The sequence below is a fragment of the Nocardioides sp. FY1077 genome (assembly GCF_058681775.1).
The window spans coordinates 308,291-330,312 of record NZ_JBZWDB010000005.1; the positions used below are offsets into that span (position 1 = coordinate 308,291).

Annotated in this window: 23 protein-coding genes and 1 tRNA gene; 16 read left to right on the forward strand and 8 right to left on the reverse strand. The window is 74.7% G+C overall.

The features are described 5' to 3' along the window. Window positions 1-2: 2 nt before the first annotated feature. Window positions 3-2,909 carry an ATP-binding protein gene (locus AC4OR8_RS18570; protein ID WP_492167091.1) on the reverse strand — a complete coding sequence of 969 codons (2,907 nt, stop codon included), beginning with the start codon at window positions 2,907-2,909 and terminating at the stop codon, window positions 3-5. A gap of 47 nt (window positions 2,910-2,956) precedes the next feature. Between AC4OR8_RS18570 and AC4OR8_RS18575 the strand changes: the two genes are divergently transcribed. The 3 genes from AC4OR8_RS18575 to AC4OR8_RS18585 are packed head-to-tail and all read left to right on the forward strand — an operon-like array spanning window position 2,957 to window position 5,387. Further along, window positions 2,957-3,826 carry an alpha/beta fold hydrolase gene (locus AC4OR8_RS18575; RefSeq protein ID WP_492167092.1) on the forward strand — a complete coding sequence of 290 codons (870 nt, stop codon included), beginning with the start codon at window positions 2,957-2,959 and terminating at the stop codon, window positions 3,824-3,826. Window positions 3,827-3,855: 29 nt separating this feature from the next. Beyond that, window positions 3,856-4,584 (forward strand): DNA repair protein RecO, encoded by a 729-nt coding sequence (gene recO, locus AC4OR8_RS18580; protein ID WP_492167093.1) that lies wholly within the window; start codon window positions 3,856-3,858, stop codon window positions 4,582-4,584. Between the two features lie 23 nt (window positions 4,585-4,607). Beyond that, entirely contained in the window at window positions 4,608-5,387 is a 780-nt protein-coding gene (locus AC4OR8_RS18585) for an isoprenyl transferase (protein ID WP_492167094.1), read from the forward strand. Here the strand turns inward: AC4OR8_RS18585 and AC4OR8_RS18590 are convergent. From AC4OR8_RS18590 to AC4OR8_RS18615, 6 genes are read right to left on the reverse strand one after another with little or no spacing between them, the layout of a single operon-like run. Next, complete coding sequence (locus AC4OR8_RS18590) at window positions 5,384-5,914, reverse strand: gluconokinase (RefSeq protein WP_492167095.1); 531 nt, start codon at window positions 5,912-5,914, stop codon at window positions 5,384-5,386. The two genes, AC4OR8_RS18585 and AC4OR8_RS18590, sit on opposite strands and share 4 nt — an antisense overlap. Next, complete coding sequence (locus AC4OR8_RS18595) at window positions 5,911-6,102, reverse strand: hypothetical protein (RefSeq protein WP_492167096.1); 192 nt, start codon at window positions 6,100-6,102, stop codon at window positions 5,911-5,913. Before AC4OR8_RS18595 ends, AC4OR8_RS18590 begins: the two co-directional genes overlap by 4 nt. Window positions 6,103-6,130: 28 nt before the next feature. Continuing rightward, window positions 6,131-6,613, reverse strand: a complete 483-nt coding sequence (locus AC4OR8_RS18600) for a Fur family transcriptional regulator (protein ID WP_492167097.1) — start codon at window positions 6,611-6,613, stop codon at window positions 6,131-6,133. Continuing rightward, the gene (locus AC4OR8_RS18605) at window positions 6,600-7,655 is read right to left on the reverse strand and encodes a metal ABC transporter permease (RefSeq protein ID WP_492167098.1); all 1,056 of its coding nucleotides are present in this window, start codon (window positions 7,653-7,655) and stop codon (window positions 6,600-6,602) included. The genes AC4OR8_RS18600 and AC4OR8_RS18605 overlap by 14 nt, the downstream gene beginning before the upstream one ends. Further along, window positions 7,652-8,527, reverse strand: coding sequence for a metal ABC transporter ATP-binding protein (locus AC4OR8_RS18610; protein ID WP_492167099.1), 876 nt, complete (start codon window positions 8,525-8,527; stop codon window positions 7,652-7,654). Before AC4OR8_RS18610 ends, AC4OR8_RS18605 begins: the two co-directional genes overlap by 4 nt. Next, window positions 8,524-9,573, reverse strand: a complete 1,050-nt coding sequence (locus AC4OR8_RS18615) for a metal ABC transporter substrate-binding protein (RefSeq protein WP_492167100.1) — start codon at window positions 9,571-9,573, stop codon at window positions 8,524-8,526. Before AC4OR8_RS18615 ends, AC4OR8_RS18610 begins: the two co-directional genes overlap by 4 nt. A 72-nt stretch (window positions 9,574-9,645) precedes the next feature. Here AC4OR8_RS18615 and AC4OR8_RS18620 point away from each other — a divergent pair, with 72 nt between their 5' ends. The 11 genes from AC4OR8_RS18620 (at window position 9,646) to AC4OR8_RS18670 (ending at window position 20,470) form a co-directional block, all read left to right on the forward strand. After that, a complete protein-coding gene (locus AC4OR8_RS18620; protein WP_492167101.1) occupies window positions 9,646-9,966 on the forward strand; it encodes an antibiotic biosynthesis monooxygenase family protein in 321 nt (106 codons plus the stop codon). Between the two features lie 51 nt (window positions 9,967-10,017). Then, entirely contained in the window at window positions 10,018-11,430 is a 1,413-nt protein-coding gene (locus AC4OR8_RS18625) for a glycine--tRNA ligase (protein WP_492167102.1), read from the forward strand. Between the two features lie 25 nt (window positions 11,431-11,455). Further along, a complete protein-coding gene (locus AC4OR8_RS18630; protein WP_492167103.1) occupies window positions 11,456-12,235 on the forward strand; it encodes a hypothetical protein in 780 nt (259 codons plus the stop codon). Between the two features lie 51 nt (window positions 12,236-12,286). Continuing rightward, a complete protein-coding gene (gene dusB / locus AC4OR8_RS18635; protein ID WP_492167104.1) occupies window positions 12,287-13,459 on the forward strand; it encodes a tRNA dihydrouridine synthase DusB in 1,173 nt (390 codons plus the stop codon). Window positions 13,460-13,617: 158 nt separating this feature from the next. Next, on the forward strand, window positions 13,618-14,628 hold the full coding sequence (locus tag AC4OR8_RS18640) for a VldE C-terminal domain-containing protein (RefSeq protein WP_492167105.1): 1,011 nt from the start codon (window positions 13,618-13,620) through the stop codon (window positions 14,626-14,628). A gap of 104 nt (window positions 14,629-14,732) precedes the next feature. Next, complete coding sequence (locus tag AC4OR8_RS18645) at window positions 14,733-15,980, forward strand: deoxyguanosinetriphosphate triphosphohydrolase (protein WP_492167106.1); 1,248 nt, start codon at window positions 14,733-14,735, stop codon at window positions 15,978-15,980. Next, window positions 15,977-16,927: a 2-hydroxyacid dehydrogenase gene (locus AC4OR8_RS18650; RefSeq protein WP_492167107.1), complete on the forward strand. Its 951-nt coding sequence runs from the start codon at window positions 15,977-15,979 to the stop codon at window positions 16,925-16,927. Before AC4OR8_RS18645 ends, AC4OR8_RS18650 begins: the two co-directional genes overlap by 4 nt. 21 nt (window positions 16,928-16,948) lie before the next feature. Continuing rightward, window positions 16,949-18,898, forward strand: a complete 1,950-nt coding sequence (gene dnaG / locus AC4OR8_RS18655; protein ID WP_492167108.1) for a DNA primase — start codon at window positions 16,949-16,951, stop codon at window positions 18,896-18,898. Beyond that, the gene (locus AC4OR8_RS18660; RefSeq protein ID WP_492167109.1) at window positions 18,895-19,416 is read left to right on the forward strand and encodes a hypothetical protein; all 522 of its coding nucleotides are present in this window, start codon (window positions 18,895-18,897) and stop codon (window positions 19,414-19,416) included. Before dnaG ends, AC4OR8_RS18660 begins: the two co-directional genes overlap by 4 nt. 85 nt (window positions 19,417-19,501) lie before the next feature. After that, window positions 19,502-19,574: transfer RNA gene (locus tag AC4OR8_RS18665), tRNA-Asn, on the forward strand. 209 nt (window positions 19,575-19,783) lie between these two features. Continuing rightward, window positions 19,784-20,470 carry a potassium channel family protein gene (locus AC4OR8_RS18670; RefSeq protein ID WP_492167110.1) on the forward strand — a complete coding sequence of 229 codons (687 nt, stop codon included), beginning with the start codon at window positions 19,784-19,786 and terminating at the stop codon, window positions 20,468-20,470. A gap of 23 nt (window positions 20,471-20,493) precedes the next feature. On the opposite strand, the gene AC4OR8_RS18675 is transcribed toward AC4OR8_RS18670, so the two are convergent. Continuing rightward, window positions 20,494-20,913 (reverse strand): hypothetical protein, encoded by a 420-nt coding sequence (locus tag AC4OR8_RS18675; protein ID WP_492167111.1) that lies wholly within the window; start codon window positions 20,911-20,913, stop codon window positions 20,494-20,496. A 209-nt stretch (window positions 20,914-21,122) separates the two neighbouring features. Here AC4OR8_RS18675 and AC4OR8_RS18680 point away from each other — a divergent pair, with 209 nt between their 5' ends. Together AC4OR8_RS18680 and AC4OR8_RS18685 are read left to right on the forward strand one after the other, a co-directional pair. Further along, window positions 21,123-21,380 (forward strand): hypothetical protein, encoded by a 258-nt coding sequence (locus tag AC4OR8_RS18680; protein WP_492167112.1) that lies wholly within the window; start codon window positions 21,123-21,125, stop codon window positions 21,378-21,380. Window positions 21,381-21,501: 121 nt separating this feature from the next. Then, window positions 21,502-21,969, forward strand: a complete 468-nt coding sequence (locus AC4OR8_RS18685; RefSeq protein WP_492167113.1) for a hypothetical protein — start codon at window positions 21,502-21,504, stop codon at window positions 21,967-21,969. Window positions 21,970-22,022 lie beyond the last annotated feature (53 nt).

Consider the following 22,022-nt stretch of genomic DNA (forward strand, 5'->3'; position numbering starts at 1 on the left):
CCTCAGCGGCCGGTCGCCGGGGCGTCGACCGCGGCGGCCGGGGCCGGTGCCGGTGCCGGTGCCGGGACGACACCCGCCGTCGACAGCGGCAGGCGCACCTCGAACGTGGCGCCCTCGAGGTGCGCGGAGCGCAGCCGCACGCTCCCGCCGTGCGCCTCCACCACGGCCGCCACGATGGACAGGCCGAGCCCGGTGCCCTGGATCGCCTCGCTGTGGGCGGTGGTGCTGCGGAAGAAGCGGGTGAACACCCCGCCCTGCTCCTCCAGCGGGATGCCGAGGCCGGTGTCGGTCACGGTGAGCACCGCCTGCCCGCCGTCGGCCTCGAGCCGCACCCGCACGACCCCGCCGTCCTCGGTGAACTTGACCGCGTTGGTCACCAGGTTGGTGATGACCCGCTCCAGCTGGGTCCGGTCGCCGACCACCGGCAGCGGCTCGGTGGCGGCCTCGAAGCCGACGACCAGGTCGCGACCCAGCAGCAGCGGCTGCACCGAGTCCTCGACCAGGCGCAGGCACTCCACGAGGTCGACCTCGTCGCGGCGCCAGGTCACGTCGCCGGCGTCGAGGCCGCTGAGCTGGAGCAGGTCGTCGCACAGCGACACCAGGCGCCTGCCGTTGCGTGCGATGGTGTCGAGCAGCCGGTGCTGCTCGGGTCGGGCCTCCACCACCGTGCCGTCCTGGAGCATCTCGGTGTAGCCGATGATGCTGGTGACCGGGGTGCGCAGCTCGTGGGAGACCGTCGAGACGAACTCGGTCTTGGCCTCGTCGAGGGCGCGCAGCCGCTCGACCGCGGTGCGCTCCTTCTCCAGCGCCGCGGCCACCAGGTCCTGGCTGCGGCGCTGCTCGGTCACGTCACGCCCCACGCAGAGGAAGCCCACCTGTGCCGAGAGCAGCGGGTCGGTGGCGCTCAGCGTCACCGCGACGACGTGGCGGGCGCCGTCGGCGCCGACGAAGAGCCAGTCGCGGGCCCGGCTCTCGCCCTTCTCGCCCAGGTCGGCGACCAGCCGGGCGAACGCGGCGTCGGGGTCGGCGGCCCCGGTGCGGGCGCGCAGCTGGGCGGGGTCGAGCAGGTCGACGAAGCGACGCCCCACGACGTCCTGCTCCTGGAGGCCGAGCATCCGCTGGGCGCCCGAGCTGAACACCGTGACCACCCCGGTGGTGTCCATGCCGACGAGCGCGGTGGTGATCGCGGCCTGCATGAGGTGGGTGACCAGCCCGGTGCTGGCGCGCTCGCGGGTGACGTCGATGCCGGTCATCACCCGGAAGGCGGGCCGGCCGTGCTCGTCGGGCACGAGGTTGCTGGTCCACACGATGCGGCGCAGGCCGCCGTCGCGGGTGCGGGCCTCCCGCTCGTGCACCACCGGGGCGCCGGCGTGCTCCGGGCGGGCCACGGTCGACCCGCCGCCGCCGGCGCTGTTGCCGGCGCTGCTGCCGTCGGGGCCGTCGCCGTCGGCCGGGTCGGGCGCGAAGGACGTCTCGGCGACCGGGCGGCCGAGCAGCTCCTCCTCGGGGTAGCCGGTGGTGCGGGTGGTCGCGGCGTTGGCGCGCAGGACGCGGCCGTCGAGGTCGGTGACCAGGATCAGCGCGTCGGTGGTGTCGAGGGTGGCGTCGGTGAGCTGCTGCGCCGCCTCGAGCGCGCGCCGGGCGGTGTGCTCCCGGGTCATGTCGAGCAGCTGCACCGAGAACACCGGGGTCCCCTCGGGCGTCTCGTCGATGAGCCCCAGCGCGACGGCCACCCGCGCGTCGTCGCGCCCGGTGAGACCGGCGGTGCCGCGCCAGCTGCCACGGCGACCGTCGCGCTGGTCGGCGGCGAGCTGCACGAGCGGCGGGTCGAGGACGACCAGCGTGGCCAGGTCGGCGCCCAGCAGCGACCCGCGGGGGCGGTCGAGCGCCTCCGCGGCCGCGGCGTTGATGTCGTCGACCCGCAGCCGGTCGCCCTCGAGGTGCACCAGCGCCTGGCCCACCAGCGACTCGGAGAAGTTGCGCCGGAAGAGCAGCGCGTCGGAGCGGATGTGCTCCAGCAGGCCGGCGCGCTGGCCCACCACCACCGCGAGCGGCACGGTGATCAGCACGGCGCTGACGAGGTAGCCCTGGGTGAGGGTGGCCGCCGCCAGGCCGCCGAGGTCGCGGGTCTCCGTCGCGCCGCCCAGCGGCCCCCAGCCGCGGTGGGTGAGGTAGGTGGTGACGACGGCGAAGCCGGCCAGCTCCAGCGCCACGAACCGCAGGTCGAAGCGCAGCGCCGCCCACACCAGCAGCAGGAACGGGGCGAACGTCAGCGGCAGGGTCTGCCCGGGTCCGAAGACCAGGAGCAGGCCCACCGCCAGCGCGGCGGCCTGCAGCACCCGCTCGCCGAGGCCGCCGGGCGCCCGGGCCACGGGCCGGGCGAGGGCGACCGGGGCGATCACCAGCACGGCCGCGGCGTGGGCGGCCAGGACCGGCACGGCCGTGCGCAGCGGGTCGGCTCCCGGCACCAGCGCGACGACGCTGAGGGCCACCCCCGTCGAGGCCACCAGCCCGCCGAGGGCGGCGGCCACCACCAGGCGCAGGAAGTCCTCGATCCCGGCGAGCACGGGCGCGCCGCTGCGCACGCCCCCGCGCAGCACCAGCCCGGCCACCACCGCCTCGGCGGCGTTGGCGACGCCGAAGGCCACCGCGAGGTCGAGGTCGCGCCCGGCGGTCCAGTTGGCCAGGGCGGTCACCGTGGCCAGCGCGGCGCCCAGGCCCCCCAGCACGGCCCGTCCCCGCGGCGCCATCGCCACCAGCACCACCGCGAGGCCCGCCGCGGGCCACCAGGCCGCGACCGGCCGGTCGCCGGAGGCCAGGCGCACCGCCACGACACCGGCGCCGTACGTCGCGAGCAGCAGGGCGGCGACGACCGGCCGGCTCAGGTGGGGGCGGCCCTGCGTCGACATGTGGTCATCATCGGCGGGCGCGGGCCCGGCCCGCATACATTCGCCGCATGTTGGTCTCCGAGCGCATCGGCCAGTTCTTCCTGGAGAGCGAGGCGGGGCGCGACCGCGTCGAGTTCACCGAGTACGGCGGCGGCGACGCCTGGGTGGTGCTGGTGCACGGCCAGCTGATGCCGCGGCGCATGCACCAGCCGCTGGCGCGTGCCCTGGCCGCCGACGGGCTGCACGTGGTCACCGTCGACCTGCTCGGGCACGGCCGCTCCGACCGCCCGGCCGACCCGATGTCGTACTCGACGACGGCGTTCGCCGAGCAGGTCGTGGCGCTGCTCGACCACCTCGGTGCGGCGCAGGCCGTGATCGGGGGCACCTCGATGGGCGCCAACGTCTCGCTCGAGGTGGCGGTGCTGGCCCCCGAGCGGGTGCGCGGGCTGCTGCTGGAGATGCCGGTGCTCGACAACGCCGTCGAGGCCGGGATCGTCACCTACGCCCCGCTGCTGCTCGCCGCGCGCTTCCTGCCGCTGAGCGTCACCGTCGTGCGCCGGCTCACCCGGCCGGTGCCGCGCGGGCTGGTGCCGTTCTGGGCCGGGATCCTGCTCGACACCCTCGACCAGCGCGCCGACAGCGTCGCCGCCGTGGTGCACGGGATGTTCTTCGGGCGCCTCGCGCCGTCGTCGCGGCAGCGCCGGGCCATCACGGCGCCCGCGCTGGTGGTGGGCCACCCCGCCGACCCGGTGCACCCGGCCGCCGACGCCGCGATGCTGGCCGAGGAGATGCCGAACGCCACGTTCGTGCGCGCCCGCAGCATCCTGGAGTGGCGCGTCTCCCCGGCGCGGCTCGACCGCGCCGCGGCCGACTTCTGCACCGCCTGCTGGCGCACCCCGCGCCGCTCCCGGCGCGCCGGGTCCCGCTCGAGCGGCTGACCCGACCGGCGGGCAGGCAGAATGGCCGGGTGCCTCTCTACCGCGACGAGGCGATCGTGCTGCGCACCCACAAGCTGGGGGAGGCCGACCGCATCATCACCCTCCTCACCCGCCACCACGGCCGGGTGCGCGCGGTCGCCAAGGGGGTGCGTCGCACCACCTCGAAGTTCGGCTCCCGGCTCGAGCCGTTCACCCACGTCGACCTCCAGCTCGCCGAGGGCCGCAACCTCGACGTGGTCACCCAGGCCGTGACCCTCGACCCGTTCGCGGCCGGGGTGGGGCTCGACTACGAGCGCTACACCGCCGGCACCGTGATGCTGGAGACCGCCGAGCGGCTGGTCACCGAGGAGCGCGAGCCGTCGCTGCAGCAGTTCCTGCTGCTCGTGGGCGGCCTGCGCGCGATGGTGGCCGGCGACAAGGGGCCCAGCCAGGTCCTCGACTCCTACCTGCTGCGCTCGCTGGCGGTGGCCGGGTACGCCCCGTCGTTCGACCACTGCGCCCGCTGCGGCGTGGAGGGCCCCCACCGCTGGTTCAACCACTCGATGGGCGGGGTGCTCTGCGCGACCTGCCGGGTGCCCGGCTCGGCCAGCCCGGCCGCGGTCACCCTCGAGCTGCTCGGCTCGCTGCTGGCCGGTGACTGGCCCGCGGTGGCCGCCGCCGACGCCCGCACCCGCAAGGAGGCCAGCGGCCTGGTGGCGGCGTACCTGCACTGGCACCTCGAGCGCGGGCTGCGCTCGATGGAGCACGTCGAGCGCTGAGCCGCGCCACTAGAGTCGGCCCGGTGAAGCGCGCCGTCCGTCCCCCCACGCCGCACCCCTCCGGTGCCCGCCCGCCCCAGCTGCCCCACGAGCTCGTGCCGGGCCACGTCGCGATCGTGATGGACGGCAACGGTCGCTGGGCCAAGGACCGCGGGCTGCCCCGCACCCGTGGGCACGAGGCGGGGGAGTCGTCGCTGTTCGACGTCGTCGAGGGCGCCATCGAGATCGGGGTCAAGGCCATCTCGGCGTACGCCTTCTCCACCGAGAACTGGTCGCGCTCGCCCGACGAGGTCAAGTTCCTGATGGGCTTCAACCGCGACGTCATCCGCCGCCGCCGCGACGAGATGCACGAGCTGGGGGTGCGGGTGCGCTGGGCCGGACGCACCCCGCGGCTGTGGCGCTCGGTGATCCGGGAGCTGCAGGTCGCCGAGGAGCTCACCCGCGACAACGACGTGCTGACGCTGACGATGTGCGTCAACTACGGCGGGCGCGCCGAGCTCGCCGACACCGCGCGCTCGATCGCCCGGGAGGTCGCCGCCGGCAGGCTCGACCCGGAGCGGATCACCGAGAGGACCTTCGCGCGCCACCTCTACCTGCCCGACCTGGCCGACGCCGACCTGGTCTGGCGCACCTCGGGGGAGCAGCGGCTGTCGAACTTCATGCTGTGGCAGGCGGCGTACGCCGAGATGGTGTTCACCGACGTGCTGTGGCCCGACGTCGACCGGCGTGCGCTGTGGTCGGCGATCGAGACCTACGCCAGCCGCGACCGCCGCTACGGCGGCGCACGGCCCGACCCGGGCTAGCGCGCCAGGCGCTCGCGCACGACCCGGGTGGCCGCGGCGACCACGTCGTCGAGCGGCGGGCCGACGTCGACGACCGCGCCGTCCTCGTCGGGCTCCAGCGGCTCGAGGGTGGCGAACTGGCTGCGCAGCAGCGAGGTCGGCATGAAGTGCCGCTCGCGGCGGGCCATCCGCGCCTCGAGCACGTCGTAGTCGGCGGCGAGGTGGAGGAAGAACACCGCCGCGCCGCCCACCCGCAGGCGGTCGCGGTAGGTGCGGCGCAGCGCGGAGCAGGTGACCACGCCGGGACGCCCGGCGGCGGCGTCGGCGGCCATCTCGGCGGCCACCCGGTCGAGCCACGGGCGTCGGTCGTCGTCGGTCAACGGGGTGCCGGCCGCCATCCTGGCGACGTTGGCCGCGGGGTGCAGGTCGTCACCCTCCACCATCTCCCACCCCAGCGCGGCGGCGAGCCGCACGGCCACCGACGTCTTGCCGGTCGCGGAGACCCCCATCACCACGACCTGCAGGGGCGTCGCCGCCACCGGGCTCACCCGGCGGCCGTGTGCAGCGACCGGGTGGTCTCGCGGGCGGCGTCGTCGCCGTCCTCGGGGTGACGGCGCACGTCGTGCGCGGGCAGGGTGTCGGCGAGCCGCACCGGGTCGGGCAGGTGGCGGTAGCGCGCGCGGGCGTCCGGGTGGGCGTCATGCTGCGGCACGGGCTGGCTCTGCGGCTCGGTCATGGGCACCTCCGGTCGACGTGCGCCCAGCCTACGCGCCGCGGCAGGCGGGGCAGGTGCCGAAGATCTCGAGGGTGTGGCTGACGTCGCCGTAGCCGTGCTCGTCGGCGATGGCGCTCGTCCACCGCTCCACGGCGGGACCCTCCACCTCCACGGTGCGCCCGCAGGAGCGGCACACCAGGTGGTGGTGGTGCGTGGTCGAGCAGGCGCGGTAGATGGCCTCGCCGTCCTCGCTGCGCAGCATGTCGATCTCGCCGGCGTCGGCGAGACGCTGCAGGGTGCGGTAGACCGTGGCCAGGCCCACGGCCTCGCCGCGGGAGCGCAGCAGCTCGTGGATGTCCTGCGCGGAGCGGAAGTCGCGGAACGACGTCAACACCTCGCCCACCGCGCGCCGCTGCCGGGTGGGGCGCAGCGGCGCGGGGCCGTCGGCGGCCGGGACCTCGGCGCTCGCGCCGGTGCCGCGGTCGTCGGCGGGTTCGGTGCCGGGCCCGGCGGTGGGCTCAGTGCTCGTCATAGTGCCTCCCGTGCGGGGCGTGGCGGTGTCCGTCGTGAACGTAGTCGACGTGGTCGCCGTGGGGCACGGCGACGTGACCGCAGGCCGGGCCGTGGGCGTGGTCGCGGTGCTCCGGGTCGTCGGCGGAGCACGACGCGGCGCCGGCGGTGCCGGCCCCGGCGACGTCGGGCGGGCCGGAGGCGTCGGGGTCGGTGGGGAACGGCGCCCGCAGCGCCTGGCGGTGCCGCAGCCACACCCCCACCGGCCAGGTCAGGAGGAAGAACGCCAGCGACAGCAGCACGATGGTCGGCCCCGACGACACCGACACCCCGGCCGGCACCAGCGCCGCGATCACCAGGCCGCCCAGCGACGACACCGTGCCGAGCGCCATCGCCGCCACCAGGGTCGTGCGGAACGACCGGGTGAGCTGCTGCGAGGTCGCCACCGGCACCACCATCAGCGCCGAGACCAGCAGCAGGCCGACGGTGCGCATCGCCACGGTCACGCTGACCGCCGCCATCACCGCGACCAGCAGGTTGTAGGCGCGCACGTTGAGCCCGGCCACCCGGGCGAACTCCTGGTCCTGGGCCACGGCGAACAGCTGGGGCGCCAGGCCGACGCCGAGCACCACCACCACCGCGGCCAGCACCATCGTGGTGAGCACGTCGGCCACGGAGATGGTGAGGATCGAGCCGAAGAGGTAGGTCTGCAACCGGGCCGCGCTCTGCCCGCCCAGGCCGGTGAGCAGCACGCCGCCGGCCAGGCCGCCGTAGAACAGCAGCGCCAGGGCGACGTCGCCGTTGGTGTGCCCGCGCTCGCGGATCACCTCGATCAACACCGCGCCGAGCACGGCCACCACCACCGCGGTCCAGGTCGGCGAGGTGCCGGTCAGCAGGCCGAGGGCCACGCCGGTGACCGCGACGTGGCCGATGCCGTCGCCCATCAGGGCCAGGCGGCGCTGCACGAGGTAGGTGCCGACGGCGGGGGCGGCCAGGCCGACGAACACCGCCGCGATCAGCGCGCGCTGCATGAAGTCCAGCGAGAAGAGCTCGAGGAAGCTCACGGGTGGTCTCCGTCGGGTCGGGCCTCGAGCGGGGAGGCGACGTGGGGCACGTGGTCGTGGCGGGCGCGGTCACGGTGGGCGGCGTGGTGGTGGGAGTGCGTCTCGCCCCACCACGGCTGGTGCACCTCGTGGTCGGCCAGCGGGCGGCCGTCGTGGACGACCCGGCCGTCGCGCATCACCACGGCGCGGTCGACCAGCGGGGCGAGGGGGCCCAGCTCGTGGGCGACCAGCACGATGGTGGCCCCCCGCTCCGCGAGCCGCTGCAGCGAGTCGGCGAGCGCCTGCTGGTGGGGCAGGTCGACGCCGGCGGTGGGCTCGTCGAGGAAGAACAGCTCGGGCTGCCCGGCCAGCGCCCGGGCGATCAGCACCCGCTGCTGCTGGCCGCCCGAGAGCTGCGAGACGCCGTCGCGGGCCCGGTCGGCCAGGCCCACGACGTCCAGTGCGTCGGCGATCGCGCGGCGGTCGGCGCGCCCGAGCGGACGCAGCAGCCGGCGGTGGGTGAGCCGGCCGGAGGCGACGACCTCCCACACCGAGGCCGGCACGCCCGACGACGCGCCGGTGCGCTGCGGCACGTAGCCCACGCGCCGCCAGTCGCCCACCTCGCCGATGGGGGTGCCGAAGAGCTCGAGGCGCCCCGTGGTGAGGGGTCGCAGGCCGGTGAGGGCGCGCACCAGTGTCGACTTGCCGGAGCCGTTGGCACCCATCAGCGCGACGAAGTCACCGCGGTGCACGGTGAGGTCGATGCCGCGCAGCACGGGGCGTCCGCCGATGGCCACGGCGCCGTCGCGCAGGCGCACCACGACCTCGGGCCCGGCGCCGACCTCGTGGTCGGTGCCGGGCCCTGGGCCGGGTGCGGGGGGTGTGCCGGTCACCGGCACCCGTTGGCGGCCTGCAGGGCCGTGAGGTTGTCGCGCATCAGGGAAAGGTAGTCCTGGTCGGCGGTGTCGTCACTGAGGCCCTCGATCGGGTCGAGCACGGCGGTCTCGATGCCCATGTCGCTGGCCAGCGACTCGCTCAGCGCGGGGGAGACCAGCCGCTCCGAGAACACCGTCGTGATGCCGTCGGCGTCGATGACCTCCTGCAGGCGCGCGAGGTCGGCCGGCGTGGGCTCGGCGTCGGGGGAGAGCCCGGCGATCGGCTCGATCTCCACGCCGTACTTGTCGAGGTAGCCGAAGGCGTCGTGGGAGACCACGATGGTCGAGCGCTCGCAGTCGGCGAGGCCGTCGGCGAGCTCGCCGTCGAGGGTCTCCAGGTCGTCGCGCAGGGCGGCGGCGTTGGCGGCGTAGGTGTCGGCGCCGTCGGGGTCGACCTCGGCCAGCTGCTCGGCCACCTCGTCGCCGAGCACGGCCAGGCGCTCGGGGTCGAGCCAGAAGTGCGGGTCGTGCTCGCCGTGGTCGTGCTCCTCCTCGCCCTCGTGCGCGGCGTGCTCCTCCTCGGTCTCGCCCGCGTGCTCGTCCTCGCCCTCGGCGTGCTCGGCGTGCTCCTCCTCGGTCTCGCCCGCGTGCTCGTGCTCGTCCTCGGCGTGCGCCTCGTGCTCGTCGAAGGCCACCAGGTCGACGACCTCGGCGGCGTCGAGCGTGGTGCCGCCCGCCTCGGCGACCGCCGCGTCGACGGCAGGCTGGAAGTCGGCCTCGTAGACCACGAGGTCGGCTGCGCTGACCTCCGCGGTCTGGCCCACCGACAGCTCGAGGTCGTGCGGCTCGCCGCCGGGCTTGGTCAGGTTGCCGACCTCGGCGCGGTCGCCGACGACGCGCTGCGTGACGAACTGCAGCGGGTAGAACGCCGCGGTGACCACGAGCTCGCCGTCGTCGCCGGCTGCGGCGTCGTTGGACAGGGCGCCGCAGGAGCTGAGGACCAGGGAGGCGGCGACAGCGGTGGCGGCCAGGGCGGCGGCACGGGGACGGGGCGAGATCTGCATGAGAACGATTCTCGGTCGCGCTGAGAACGGTTGTCAATTCGGTGGGGCGCCCGGGGGCCCTAGGCTCGGGCCGTGATCGTGGTCAACCGCTTCCGCGTCGAGCCCGGCGACCAGCCGGCCTTCCGCCTCGCCCTGGAGGACGCCCGCGACGCGCTCGCCGCCCGCCCCGGTCACCTCGCCTCCACCATCGGGCGCAACGTGGACGACCCGACCCTGTGGGTGCTCACCACGCGCTGGGAGCACGTCGGCGCCTACCGCCGCGCGCTGTCGGCGCACGACGTGAAGATGCGCGCCGTGCCGGTGCTCTACCGGGCGGTCGACGAGCCCAGCGCCTACGAGGTCGTGGAGCCGGGGACCGACCTGAACGTGGTGGCCCCGCGCTCGTTAGGGTGAGCGCTTCGCAGGGACCGACAGCCAGCCGGTCCGCCGACAGCAGGAGCTGAAGTGGCCAAGCCGCCCCCGTCCGTCGTCGACAACGTCGTCTCGCTCGCCAAGCGCCGGGGGTTCGTCTACCCGTGCGGCGAGATCTACGGCGGCACCCGGTCGGCGTGGGACTACGGCCCGCTCGGCGTCGAGCTCAAGGACAACATCAAGCGCCAGTGGTGGGCCTCGATGGTGCGGATGCGCGACGACGTCGTCGGCCTCGACTCCAGCGTGATCCTGCCGCGGCGCACGTGGGAGGCCAGCGGCCACGTCGCGACCTTCTCCGACCCGCTCACCGAGTGCCAGTCGTGCCACAAGCGCTTCCGCGCCGACCACCTCCAGGAGGAGGCGGCCGAGAAGGCGGCGAAGAAGAGCGGCGCCGAGGTCGACCCCGACACGATCGACCTGGCCACGCTGGCCTGCCCCAACTGCGGCACCCGCGGCGCCTGGACCGAGCCGCGCCAGTTCTCCGGGCTCCTCAAGACCTACCTCGGCGTGGTCGAGGACGAGTCGGGGCTGCACTACCTGCGCCCCGAGACCGCCCAGGGCATCTTCCTGAACTTCGCCAACGTCGTCACCAGCCAGCGGATGAAGCCGCCGTTCGGCATCGCGCAGATCGGCAAGAGCTTCCGCAACGAGATCACGCCCGGGAACTTCATCTTCCGCACCCGCGAGTTCGAGCAGATGGAGATGGAGTTCTTCGTCAAGCCCGGCGAGGACGAGGAGTGGCACCAGCACTGGATCGACGAGCGCACCAAGTGGTACGTCGACCTCGGCATCGACCCCGACAACCTGCGCCACTACGAGCACGCGCCGGAGAAGCTGAGCCACTACTCCAAGCGCACGGTCGACATCGAGTACCGCTTCGGCTTCGCCGGGTCGGAGTGGGGCGAGCTCGAGGGCATCGCCAACCGCACCGACTTCGACCTCACCACCCACTCCGAGCACTCCGGCCAGGACCTGTCGTACTTCGACCAGGCCGGTGGCGAGCGCTACATGCCGTACGTGATCGAGCCCGCGGCCGGGCTCTCGCGCAGCCTGATGACGTTCCTGGTCGACGCCTACGTCGAGGACGAGGCGCCCAACACCAAGGGCGGCGTCGACAAGCGCACCGTGCTGCGCCTCGACCCGCGCCTGGCGCCGGTCAAGGTGGCGGTGCTGCCACTGAGCCGCAACGCCGACCTGTCGCCGAAGGCCAAGGCGCTGGCTGCCGAGCTGCGCCGCAGCTGGAACGTCGACTTCGACGACTCCGGGGCCATCGGGCGCCGCTACCGGCGCCAGGACGAGATCGGCACGCCGTACTGCGTGACCGTCGACTTCGACACCCTCGAGGACGGCGCCGTCACCGTGCGCGAGCGCGACAGCATGCGCCAGGAGCGGATCAGCCTGGAGGGCATCACGTCCTACTTCGCGCAGCGATTCGTCGGTTGCTGAGCCGCGCGCTGTGCACAATGGCCCGATGACGTCCCGCCGAGCCCGTCTCGGGGCCCTGCTCGCCACCACGAGCCTCGCCACCGCCCTCGCGGCCTGCAGCGGGGGCGGTGGGGCCGAGCCGTCGGGGGACGCCTCCAGCAGCAGCGCGGGCGCGTCGGGCAGCGCGTCCGACGACCCGTCGGGCAGCTCCTCGGCCGCTGACGAGGAGCCGTACCTGCCCGTCCCCGACGGCGTCGAGCTGACCGACCAGGGCTCCGCGCTGGACGTGGGTCAGCAGGCGGTCGTGGCCTACCGCCCCGACCAGGCCCGTGTCGGCGCACTGTCGGTGCGGGTCACGGGGCTCGTCGAGACGTCGTTCGCGGAGTCGTTCGAGGGCTGGGAGCTGACCAAGGCGGTGCGCCGCTCGTCGCCCTACTTCGTGCGTGCACGCGTCGAGAACGTCGGCGGCAGCGACCTCGGGGGACGTCGCGTCCCGCTCTACGCCGTCGACGACGAGGACGTGCTGGTCGAGTCGACGTCGTTCGTCAGCACCTTCCGGCCGTGCGCCTCCACGCCCTTCCCCCGGGCGTTCCGACCCGGGGACACCACACAGGTGTGCCTGGTCTACCTCGTGCCCGACGGCGGGAGCCTCGAGCAGGTGAGCTTCCGGCCCACCCCCGACTTCGACCCCATCACCTGGACCGGGCCGGTCGAGCGGCTCGGCGACGATCGCCCGCGCGGCGCGAACGGCGGCGATGGCGGGAACGGCGGCGCTGCCGCCGACGGCGACGGCCGCCCGCAGGACCGCACCGGTCGCCAGGGCTGAGCCCCGCGGCCTGATTTGGGCGGCCGTGGGCGGTCGGCGGAGGATGTCGCGGTGACCGCTGCGACCACCGACCTGCCGACCCGGGCGGCGCGGCCCCACCCGGGGCTGACGCTGGGGTCGCTGCACGTCGCCACCCCGGTGGTGCTGGCCCCGATGGCCGGCATCACCAACGCCGCCTACCGCCGCCTGTGCGCCGAGCAGGGCGCCGGGCTCTACGTGTGCGAGATGATCACCAGCCGTGGGCTCGTCGAGGGCGACCGGCACACCCTCGACATGCTGGTCTTCGACGAGCTCGAGACCACGCGCTCCGTGCAGCTCTACGGCACCGACCCCGGCTACGTCGCCCGTGCCGCGGAGATCCTCTGCGCCGACCACGGCGTCGCCCACATCGACCTCAACTTCGGCTGTCCGGTGCCGAAGGTGACCCGCAAGGGCGGCGGCGGCGCGCTGCCCTGGAAGCGCGGGCTGCTCGGCGAGATCCTGGAGCAGGCGGTGGCCGCGGCCGCGCCGTACGGCGTGCCGGTGACGATGAAGACCCGCAAGGGCATCGACGACGACCACCTCACCTACCTCGACGCCGGGCGCATCGCCCAGGAGAGCGGCTGCGCCGCGATCGCGCTGCACGGGCGCACCGTGGCCCAGGCCTACTCGGGTGCGGCCGACTGGGACGCCATCGCCGCCCTGGTCGACCACGTCGACATCCCGGTGCTCGGCAACGGCGACGTCTGGGAGGCCGCCGACGCGCTGCGGATGGTGGAGCAGACCGGCGCGGCCGGCGTGGTGGTCGGCCGGGGCTGCCTCGGTCGGCCGTGGCTGTTCCGCGACCTCGCCGCGGCGTTCGCGGGCGAGGAGGTCGCCACGCTGCCCGTCCTCGGCGAGGTCGTCGACGTGATGCGCCGCCACGCCGAGCTGCTGTGCCGCCACATGGGGGAGGAGCGGGGCTGCAAGGAGTTCCGCAAGCACGTGTCCTGGTACCTCAAGGGCTTCGCCGTCGGTGGCGACCTGCGGCGCAGCCTCGGGCTCGTCGAGACCCTCGACGGGCTCGAGGCGCTCCTCGGCGAGCTCGACCCGGCCGAGCCGTTCCCGGTGGACGCGCTGGGCACGCCGCGGGGCCGCCAGGGCTCCCCGCGGGCGCGGGTGGCGCTGCCCGAGGGCTGGCTCGACGACACCGACGGCACCGGCAGCGGCCTGGCGGAGGACGCCGACGCCACCACCGGCGGGTGAGCCCCGGTGACGGGTGACACGTCAAGTTTTACCCGCGCCGAGTTCGTGACGACCCCGGGACTGTGCTTCACTCGGTGACTCCGCCGCCCGGTCCCTGGGCGGCGTCCTCATGCCGGCAGCAGCCGCGCAGTCGCCCGCAACAGCAAAGGATCAGCGCTGTGGCAGAGCATCGCCACAAGCGGGACACCAATGCCCGCCGCACCACCCGCCTCCTCGGTCTCGACCGGGTGACCCGGCCCCGTGCCGTCGTCCTCGCCGGACCCCTGGCCCTCTTCGCGACGGCCTCCGTGGTGACCCTCGGGGTCGTCACCGCCGAGTCCTCCGACGTCCGCCTGCCGCAGGCGCAGACCGGGGCCTCGCTCACCTCCGCCGTCGGCGCCGGTGTCGCCGCCGACGACCTGGCCGCCCTCGCCGGCGTGCCGGAGCGCAGCACGGTCTCGCGCAACATCGACCGCACCGACGTCGCCGTGCGCCCCGGGCTCACCCTCGAGCGCGAGCCGAGCCGGCTCGAGCTGCTGATGGCCCCGGCCGCCGTCCGTGCCGCGGTCGCCGCTGCCGACGAGCGACGCTGGACCACCGCCGACCTCAACCTGTGGTCGGCCCCCGCCGGCGCGGCCGAGCAGCTCGGCCTCGTCGAGGAGGGCCAGCGGGTGCTGGTCACCGGCCGAGCCTTCGCCGACCGCGTCGAGCTCGTCACCGACGGGCGCGCCCGCTGGGTGAGCGCCGGCTACCTCGTCACCGAGAAGCCCGTCGAGCCCGAGCCGGAGCCCGAGCCGGAGGAGGCCACGGCCGGCGAGCCGGAGTCGGTGGAGGTCGCCGACGCCACCTGCAGCAACGGCACCTCGGTGCCGAGCGGGGTCAGCCCGAACATCGCGGCGATCCACGCCGCGGTGTGTGCGGCGTTCCCGACGATCACCACCTACGGCACCTTCCGCAGCGACGGTGAGCACGCCCAGGGCATCGCGGTCGACATCATGGTCAGCGGCGACCTGGGCTACCAGGTGCGCGACTTCGTGCAGTCCAGGTACCAGGAGTTCGGGGTGAACTACATCATCTACTCCCAGCAGATCTGGTCGGTCGACCGCGCCGGCGAGGGCTGGCGGGCGATGGAGGACCGCGGGTCGGTCACCGCGAACCACTTCGACCACGTGCACGTCACGACGTACTGACCCTGGCCGATCCCGCCGGCGCCCACGGCGCCGCCCGCGACCACCGACGACCCCCGAGGCCCGAGCCCGGGGGTCGTCGGCGCTCCCGCCTAGAGTCGGGCCCGATGGACACCCTGGAGCGCTACGACGCCGCCGCCCGCGAGCGACTCGTGCCCGAGCCGCCGAAGCGGGTCGACGCCCCCGAGCGCACCCCGTTCGAGCGCGACCGCGCCCGGGTCGTGCACGCCGCCGCGTCGCGTCGCCTGGCGGCCAAGACGCAGGTGGTGGGGCCCCACACCGACGACTTCGTGCGCAACCGGCTCACCCACAGCCTCGAGGTCGCCCAGGTGGCGCGCGACCTGTCCAAGGCCCTGGGCAGCGCCCCCGACGTCGCGGAGACCGCGGCGCTGGCCCACGACCTGGGTCACCCGCCGTTCGGCCACAACGGCGAGCGGGTGCTGGCCGACCTCGCGGCGTCGTGCGGCGGCTTCGAGGGCAACGCGCAGACCCTGCGGCTGCTGACCCGGCTCGAGGCCAAGTCGGTGGACGCCGAGGGCCGCTCGGTGGGCCTCAACCTGACCCGCGCCACCCTCGACGCCTGCACCAAGTACCCGTGGGCGCGCGGGCAGGAGCCGCCGGGCCGAGAGCCCGGCAAGTACGGCGTCTACGCCGACGACGCCCCCGTCTTCTCGTGGCTGCGCGCCGGCACCACCGGCCCGCGGGCCTGCGTCGAGGCGCAGGTGATGGACCTCGCCGACGACGTCGCCTACTCCGTGCACGACGTCGAGGACGGCATCGTGGTGGGCCACGTCGAGCTCACCCGCCTCGACACCGCAGCGGTCTGGAGCACCGTGCGCGCCTGGTACGTGCCCGAGGCCGACGACGACGTCCTCGACGACGTGCTGGCTCGCCTCGCCGCCCAGGGCAGCTGGCCGACCGCGCCGTACGACGCGTCGCGGCGCAGCCTGGCCGCGCTGAAGAACCTCACCAGCGACCTCGTCGGCCGCTTCTGCGGTGCCGTGCAGGCGGCCACCTTCGCCGCCGGCGACGGCCCGTTCGTGCGCCACGGCGCCGACGTCGTCGTGCCCGAGGACACCCGGCTCGAGATCGCCGTGCTCAAGGGGATCGCCGCCCACTACGTCATGCAGACCGACGACCGCCTCGCCACGATGTCACGGCAGCGCGAGCTGGTCGCCGAGCTCGTGGCGCTGCTGTCTCACCGCGGTCCCGAGGCCCTCGAGCGGGCCTTCGCCGACGACTGGGCCGCGGCTCCCGACGACCCCGCGCGGCTGCGGGTGGTCGTCGACCAGGTGGCCTCGCTGACCGACGCCAGCGCCGTGGCCTGGCACACCCGACTGAGAGGACGCCGATGACCGCCCCCACCGAGCCCGCACCGGGCAGCGGGTCCGACCTGCCCCTGGTGTGGCTGCCGTTCGACCCCGCCGACCTGGGGGAGGTGCCCGAGGGGCTGCGCTACGAGGTGGTCGACCCCGCCCGCGGCCTGCCCGGCAGCGTCGGCGACGTCCGCTTCCTCGTCGCCCCCTACTCCGTGGGCCCGGAGGTGGCCGACGCGCTCGAGCAGATGACCTCCCTCGAGGTGCTCCAGCTGCTCACCGCGGGCGTCGACAACGTGCGCGCCGTGGTGCCCGACGGGGTCACCCTGTGCAACGGCCGCGGCATCCACGACACCTCCACCGCCGAGCTCGCGCTCACGCTGGTGCTGGCCGCGCAGCGCGGCGTGCCCGGGTTCGTGCGCGCCCAGGACCGCGGGGAGTGGGCGCCGTCCTGGCGCCCGTCGCTGGCCGACACGACCGTGCTGCTGGTGGGCCACGGCGCGATCGGGCAGGCGATCGAGGCGCGGCTGCTGCCCTTCGAGTGCGAGGTCGTGCGGGTGGCCCGCACCGCCCGCGACGGCGTGCACGGGTTCGCCGAGCTGCCCGACCTGGTGCCCCGCGCCGACGTGGTCGTGCTCGTCGTGCCGCTCACCGACGAGACCCGCGGGATGGTCGACGCGACGCTGCTGGCCTCGATGAAGGACGACGCCCTGCTGGTCAACCTCGCCCGCGGACCGGTCGTCGACACCGACGCGCTGCTGGCCGAGCTGGTCTCGGGCCGGCTGCGCGCCGCGGTCGACGTCGTCGACCCCGAGCCGCTGCCGCCGGGCCACCCGCTGTGGTCGGCGCCCGGCCTGCTGGTGTCGCCCCACGTCGGGGGCGCGAGCAGCGCGATGTGGCCGCGCGCCCACCGCCTCGTGCGCGAGCAGCTCACCCGCTTCGCCGCCGGCGAAGAGCTGGGCAACGTGATGTCCGGCGACTACTGAGCCGGTGCGTAGGATCGCCCCGTGGTAGGCCTGATCAAGGACGACAGCATCGCCGAGGTGCGTGAGAAGGCCCGGATCGACGAGGTCGTCTCGCAGTACGTGACGCTGCGCAACGCCGGCGGTGGCTCGCAGAAGGGCCTGTGCCCGTTCCACGACGAGAAGTCGCCGTCGTTCCACGTGACGCCCAGCCGCGGCTTCTACCACTGCTTCGGCTGCCAGAAGGGCGGCGACGTCATCAACTTCCTGATGGAGGTCGACGGGCTGTCGTTCGCCGAGGCCGTGGAGCGGCTGGCCGACAAGTTCGGCGTGCAGCTGCGACGCGAGGAGGGCGACGCCCGCGACGACCGTCCGCGCGGGCCGTCGCGCAGCCGGCTGGTGGAGGCCCACCGCGAGGCCCAGGAGTTCTACGCCGAGCAGCTGGCCACCCCCGACGCCCTGGTGGCGCGGCAGTTCCTCGCGGAGCGGGGCTTCGACCAGGCCGCGGCCGAGCAGTTCGGCATCGGGTTCTCCCCGCGCGGCGGCGACGACCTGTTCCGCCACCTGCGCGCCAAGGCGTTCAGCCAGGAGGAGCTCGTCACCGGCGGGTTGGTGGCCGTGGGCCGCTCGGCGTACGACCGCTTCCGCGGCCGGCTGATGTGGCCCATCCGCGACGCCAGCGGCGACACCATCGGCTTCGGCGCCCGGCGGGTGCTCGACGACGACCGCATCGACGCCAAGTACCTCAACACCTCCGAGACGCCGATCTACAAGAAGAGCCAGGTGCTCTACGGCCTCGACCTGGCCCGCCGCGAGATCGCCCGGTCCTCCCAGGCCGTCATCGTGGAGGGCTACACCGACGTGATGGCCTGCCACCTCGCGGGCGTCGGCACGGCCGTGGCCACCTGCGGCACGGCGTTCGGCGACGAGCACTCCCGCATCCTGCGCCGGTTCCTCAACGACCACGAGGAGTTCCGCGGCGAGGTGATCTTCACCTTCGACGGTGACGCCGCCGGGCAGAAGGCGGCGCTGCGGGCCTTCGGCGGCGACCAGAACTTCGTGTCGCAGACCTACGTCGCGGTCGAGCCCAGCGGCAAGGACCCGTGCGACCTGCGGGTCGACTCCGGCGACGCCGCCGTGCGCGAGCTGGTGGCCCGCCGGGTGCCGCTGTACCGCTTCGTGCTGGCCAACGTCGTCGGCAAGTACGACCTCGACCGCGCCGACGGCCGCGTCGACGCGCTGCGCGAGGCGGCGCGGCTGGTCACCAGCGTGCGCGACAAGTCGAAGGTCGACGCGTTCTCCCGCGAGCTGTCGCAGATGATCGGGATCGACCCCGACGAGGCCCGCGCCGAGGTGCGCCGGGCCGCCAACCGGCCCGCCGCGCGCCCCGACGCCCGCGACGGGCGCTCCGGCGGGGGCGCGGGCCAGGGCCGCGACCGGGCCGCAGGCGCCGGCGCGTCCGGGGCCGGCGACGGGGCCGACGCACCCGTTGCGGCCCCGCGGCGTCCGGTCCCCGACCTGCGTGACCCGCGGTTCACCATCGAGCGCGAGACGCTCAAGCTCGTCGTCCAGCACCCGATGGCGATCGGGCGCACCACCGCCGACATCGGCACCAACGACTTCACCCATCCCACCTACCGCGGGGTCTGGGAGCTGGTGGAGAAGGCCGGCGGGCCCGCCACCGGGGCCGGCGACCCCGCCTGGATGGGCCGCCTGCGCGACCTGGCCGTCGACCCGGAGACCGCCTCCGCGGTCTCCGCGCTGGGGGTGGAGCCGCTGCCCACCGACCGCGCCCCCGACGCCGCCTACGTCGGTCACCACGTGTTCCGCCTGCTCGAGCTCACGACCCTGCGCCGCATCGCCGCGGTGAAGTCGCGCCTGCAGCGCACCAACCCGGTCGAGGAGGCGGAGTCCTACAACCGCATGTTCGGCGAGCTCGCCGCCCTCGAGCAGCACCGCCGGGCCCTGCGCGACCGCATCATCGGCACGCCGTGAGCCGGCTGCCCTGGGCGCGCTCCCCGAGGTCGGAGCGCCCCGATCTCGACGTCGGTCGTGGCGAGCGGCTGCTGGCCTGGAGCCGCACCGACGACGGGCGTGTGGTCGGCGGCACCCGCGACGCCCTCTACGTCTCCGTCGACGGCCGCGGCGCCGCGCGGGTGCCGTGGGAGCGGGTGGAGGCGGCCGACTGGGACGCCGACACCACAACCCTCACCGTGGCCGAGGCCTCCGACGGCCCAGGACCGCGCCCCACCCACCACTTCGTGCTCGTCGAGGAGGGGCGGCTGCTCGAGCTGGTGCGCGAGCGGGTCACCGCCTCGGTGCTGCTGCAGCGCCACGTGCCGGTGGCCGGTCGCCGCGGGGTGCGGGTGGTCGCCCGCCGGGCCCCGGGCGGCGCCGGAGCGGTGCTGTGGTCCTTCCAGTACGACGAGGGCGTCGACGCCACCGACCCCGCCGTGCGGGCGGCCGCCGCCGAGGCGCTGGCCTCGGCGCAGGACGCCGTCGGCGTCCGCTGACCTCGCCGGCCGGCGCGCCCGCCGCCGGGGGTGCCCGATTTCACCGGGGTCCGGCGCCTTGCTAATGTGTGCCCGCTGCACCCGATCCCCTGTAGCTCAACTGGCAGAGCATTCGGCTGTTAACCGGAGGGTTGTTGGTTCGAGTCCAACCGGGGGAGCAGAGACGAGGGCCCGGCCCGCGAGACACCTCGCGTGCCGGGCCCTCTCTGCGTCCCTGGCGCTCCGTCGGTGGTCGAGAGCGAGCGCCGGGCTCGGCGGTCGGGAGCGAGCGCCGGCGAGCGTCTCGAGACCACCGCGGCCCGACCGCAGCGCTCACGAAGCGTCGCCGGATGGGCCTCGGACCGTCCGCACCCGTACCTTCACGCCCGTGAGTGACGACCGAGCTGCCCGCACCCGCGTCGAGCAGTGGGAGGACCGGTCCGAGGTCCCCCTCCTGCTGCTGGCCGTCGCGTTCCTGGTCGCCTACGCCTGGCCCGTCCTGCAACCGGACCTCGACCGCACGCTCTCGGACGTCCTCACCGCCGTGTCGTGGGCGGTGTGGGGCGCGTTCACGGCGGACTTCGTCGTCCGGCTCGCGCTGGCGGGCGATCGAGGGACCTACGCGCTGCGGCACTGGTACGACGTCGCGCTCATCGTCGTGCCGATGCTGCGTCCGCTCCGGCTGCTCCGGCTGCTGGCGTTCGCCCGCATCCTGAACCGCACCGCGGTCAACGGCCTGGCGGGCCGGGTGTCGCTCTACGTCGCCGGCTCCGCCGTCGCCGCGGTCTGCCTCGGTGCCCTCGCGGTGCTCGACGCGGAACGGGACGCCGAGGGGGCCACCATCGTGACCGCCGGCGACGCCCTGTGGTGGGCCACCACCACCGTCACGACCGTCGGGTACGGCGACCTGTACCCCGTCACCACCGCCGGACGGCTCATCGCCGTGGTGCTCATGGTCGTCGGCCTCGGACTCGTCAGCTCCCTCACCGCGGTGGTCGCGTCGTGGCTCGTGCGGACGGTGGCCCGAGAAGAGGCGACGGCGACCGAGGCGGCACCGAGGCGGGGCGTGCTCTGACAACGGGCCGCCGCCGGTGCGCGTCAGGCGGAGGGCGGCTGCACGCCCAGGGACAGCAGCTGCCGGACGGCGAGCGCCAGTGCCTGCCACCCCAGGTAGCACGGCGTCGCGACGACCAAGCCGAACCACACGTTCAGGAGCCACGTCGACGTGCCGCCTTCGATGCTCGCGCCCACCCCGGCCCACAGGGCGACCGCTGTCAGCCACGGCACGACCCACGCGGCCGCCTCGTGGCGTCTGGTGAGCGCCGGCCTCGCGTACACCGCGGCGAAGAACACGCTCACGGCAACGACGTAGGCAGCACCTGCCGACGACAACGGCCAGCTCAGGAAGGCGACGACCACGAGAGGGACGGCCCCAGCCACGAGGTTGCTCACGAGGACCGGGCCGTCGACGCGGGCCGGCGCCTGCCGGGTCGTGCTCGTGGCGTCGGTCCGGTCCATGACTGCCATCGTGCCCGGCGTACCGCCTGCGCGGTGTGGTCGAGGCGGCGTGCCCTTGTAGTGCCGTCGTACCAGTGGCGTCGAGCCACACCCGCGCAGAGCGCTCGCCACCGAGTTCGGGAGGGTGCTGCGCGTGCCCGTCGTCCCCGCGAACTAGCGGCGCGGCTGGTGTCGGCTCCCGCCCCGGAGGTGGGGCCTAGCATCGGCGCATGCGGAACTGGTGGCGCCAGCGTCAGGAGCAGCAGGAGCAGCACGACGCGGCCAGGCAGCGGCTGTGGGACGAGTACGAGGCGGGTCTGGACGCCGGCGACCCCGACACGCTCGAGGCGTCACGGGACTGGTCGGACAACGACGGCACCCCGTGGAACGTCGAGGCGGGCGCGGCGCTGGCCTTCCTGCTGTTCTTCGGCGTGCTCTTCGTCCTGATCGTGTTCTTCGTGGCCGTCGACGTGGCCGTGAACGGCTGACCCCAGACACCCGCCCACCGTCGCGACGGCCGGGCGGCTCGCCGCAGGGGTTCGCTACGTTCGGCACAGGTCTGCACCTGCGATGTGGAGGACGCGTGAGATCGCACGACGTGGCGAGGTGGTGACCACGACGAAGCCGACCGCCCGGCACGCGTCGGGGCGGGTCGACGCTGAGCTGCTGGCGGTCGTCACCGTGGTCTCAGGTGCCGTCGCCTTCGCCGTCACGGCGGTGGCGGACCCCGGGGTGAGGTGCCCGGACCGCTACGACCAGCCGAGCTGCCTCGCCCCGGGCAGCGCCTTCAGCGGGCTGGGGTACCTCCTCGTGGTCGTCGCGGCCGTGCTGCTGGCCGTCGCTGCCGCCCGGCTGACGATCGCGGGAGGCCGTGCCGCGAACGGCGGACGGCACCGCCACTCGCCCTGGCCGGTGTTCGTGGTCGCCGCGGGCCTGCTGTTCGCAGCCGTCGTGGCCGTCACGACGGCAGCGGCCGGCGACTCCGGGCAGGCGCAGACGTGGGGGTTCGTCGGCGCGGCGGCCTGTGCGTCCACCGCGCTGGTGGCGGCACTGGTCTGGCGGGCACGCGAACACTGACGACGCATCGTGCCCGGGCGGCAACGGCCGGACGTCGGTTCCGCGACCGGGGA

Bases quoted from the DNA above. Each gene is read 5' to 3' on its own strand.
- AC4OR8_RS18570 (WP_492167091.1), bottom strand. From the start codon at position 2,909: ATGTCGACGCAGGGCCGCCCCCACCTGAGCCGGCCGGTCGTCGCCGCC.
- AC4OR8_RS18575 (WP_492167092.1), top strand. From the start codon at position 2,957: ATGTTGGTCTCCGAGCGCATCGGCCAGTTCTTCCTGGAGAGCGAGGCG.
- AC4OR8_RS18595 (WP_492167096.1), bottom strand. From the start codon at position 6,102: ATGACCGAGCCGCAGAGCCAGCCCGTGCCGCAGCATGACGCCCACCCG.
- AC4OR8_RS18600 (WP_492167097.1), bottom strand. From the start codon at position 6,613: ATGACGAGCACTGAGCCCACCGCCGGGCCCGGCACCGAACCCGCCGAC.
- AC4OR8_RS18615 (WP_492167100.1), bottom strand. From the start codon at position 9,573: ATGCAGATCTCGCCCCGTCCCCGTGCCGCCGCCCTGGCCGCCACCGCT.
- AC4OR8_RS18630 (WP_492167103.1), top strand. From the start codon at position 11,456: ATGACGTCCCGCCGAGCCCGTCTCGGGGCCCTGCTCGCCACCACGAGC.
- AC4OR8_RS18645 (WP_492167106.1), top strand. From the start codon at position 14,733: ATGGACACCCTGGAGCGCTACGACGCCGCCGCCCGCGAGCGACTCGTG.
- AC4OR8_RS18650 (WP_492167107.1), top strand. From the start codon at position 15,977: ATGACCGCCCCCACCGAGCCCGCACCGGGCAGCGGGTCCGACCTGCCC.
- AC4OR8_RS18675 (WP_492167111.1), bottom strand. From the start codon at position 20,913: ATGGACCGGACCGACGCCACGAGCACGACCCGGCAGGCGCCGGCCCGC.
- AC4OR8_RS18680 (WP_492167112.1), top strand. From the start codon at position 21,123: ATGCGGAACTGGTGGCGCCAGCGTCAGGAGCAGCAGGAGCAGCACGAC.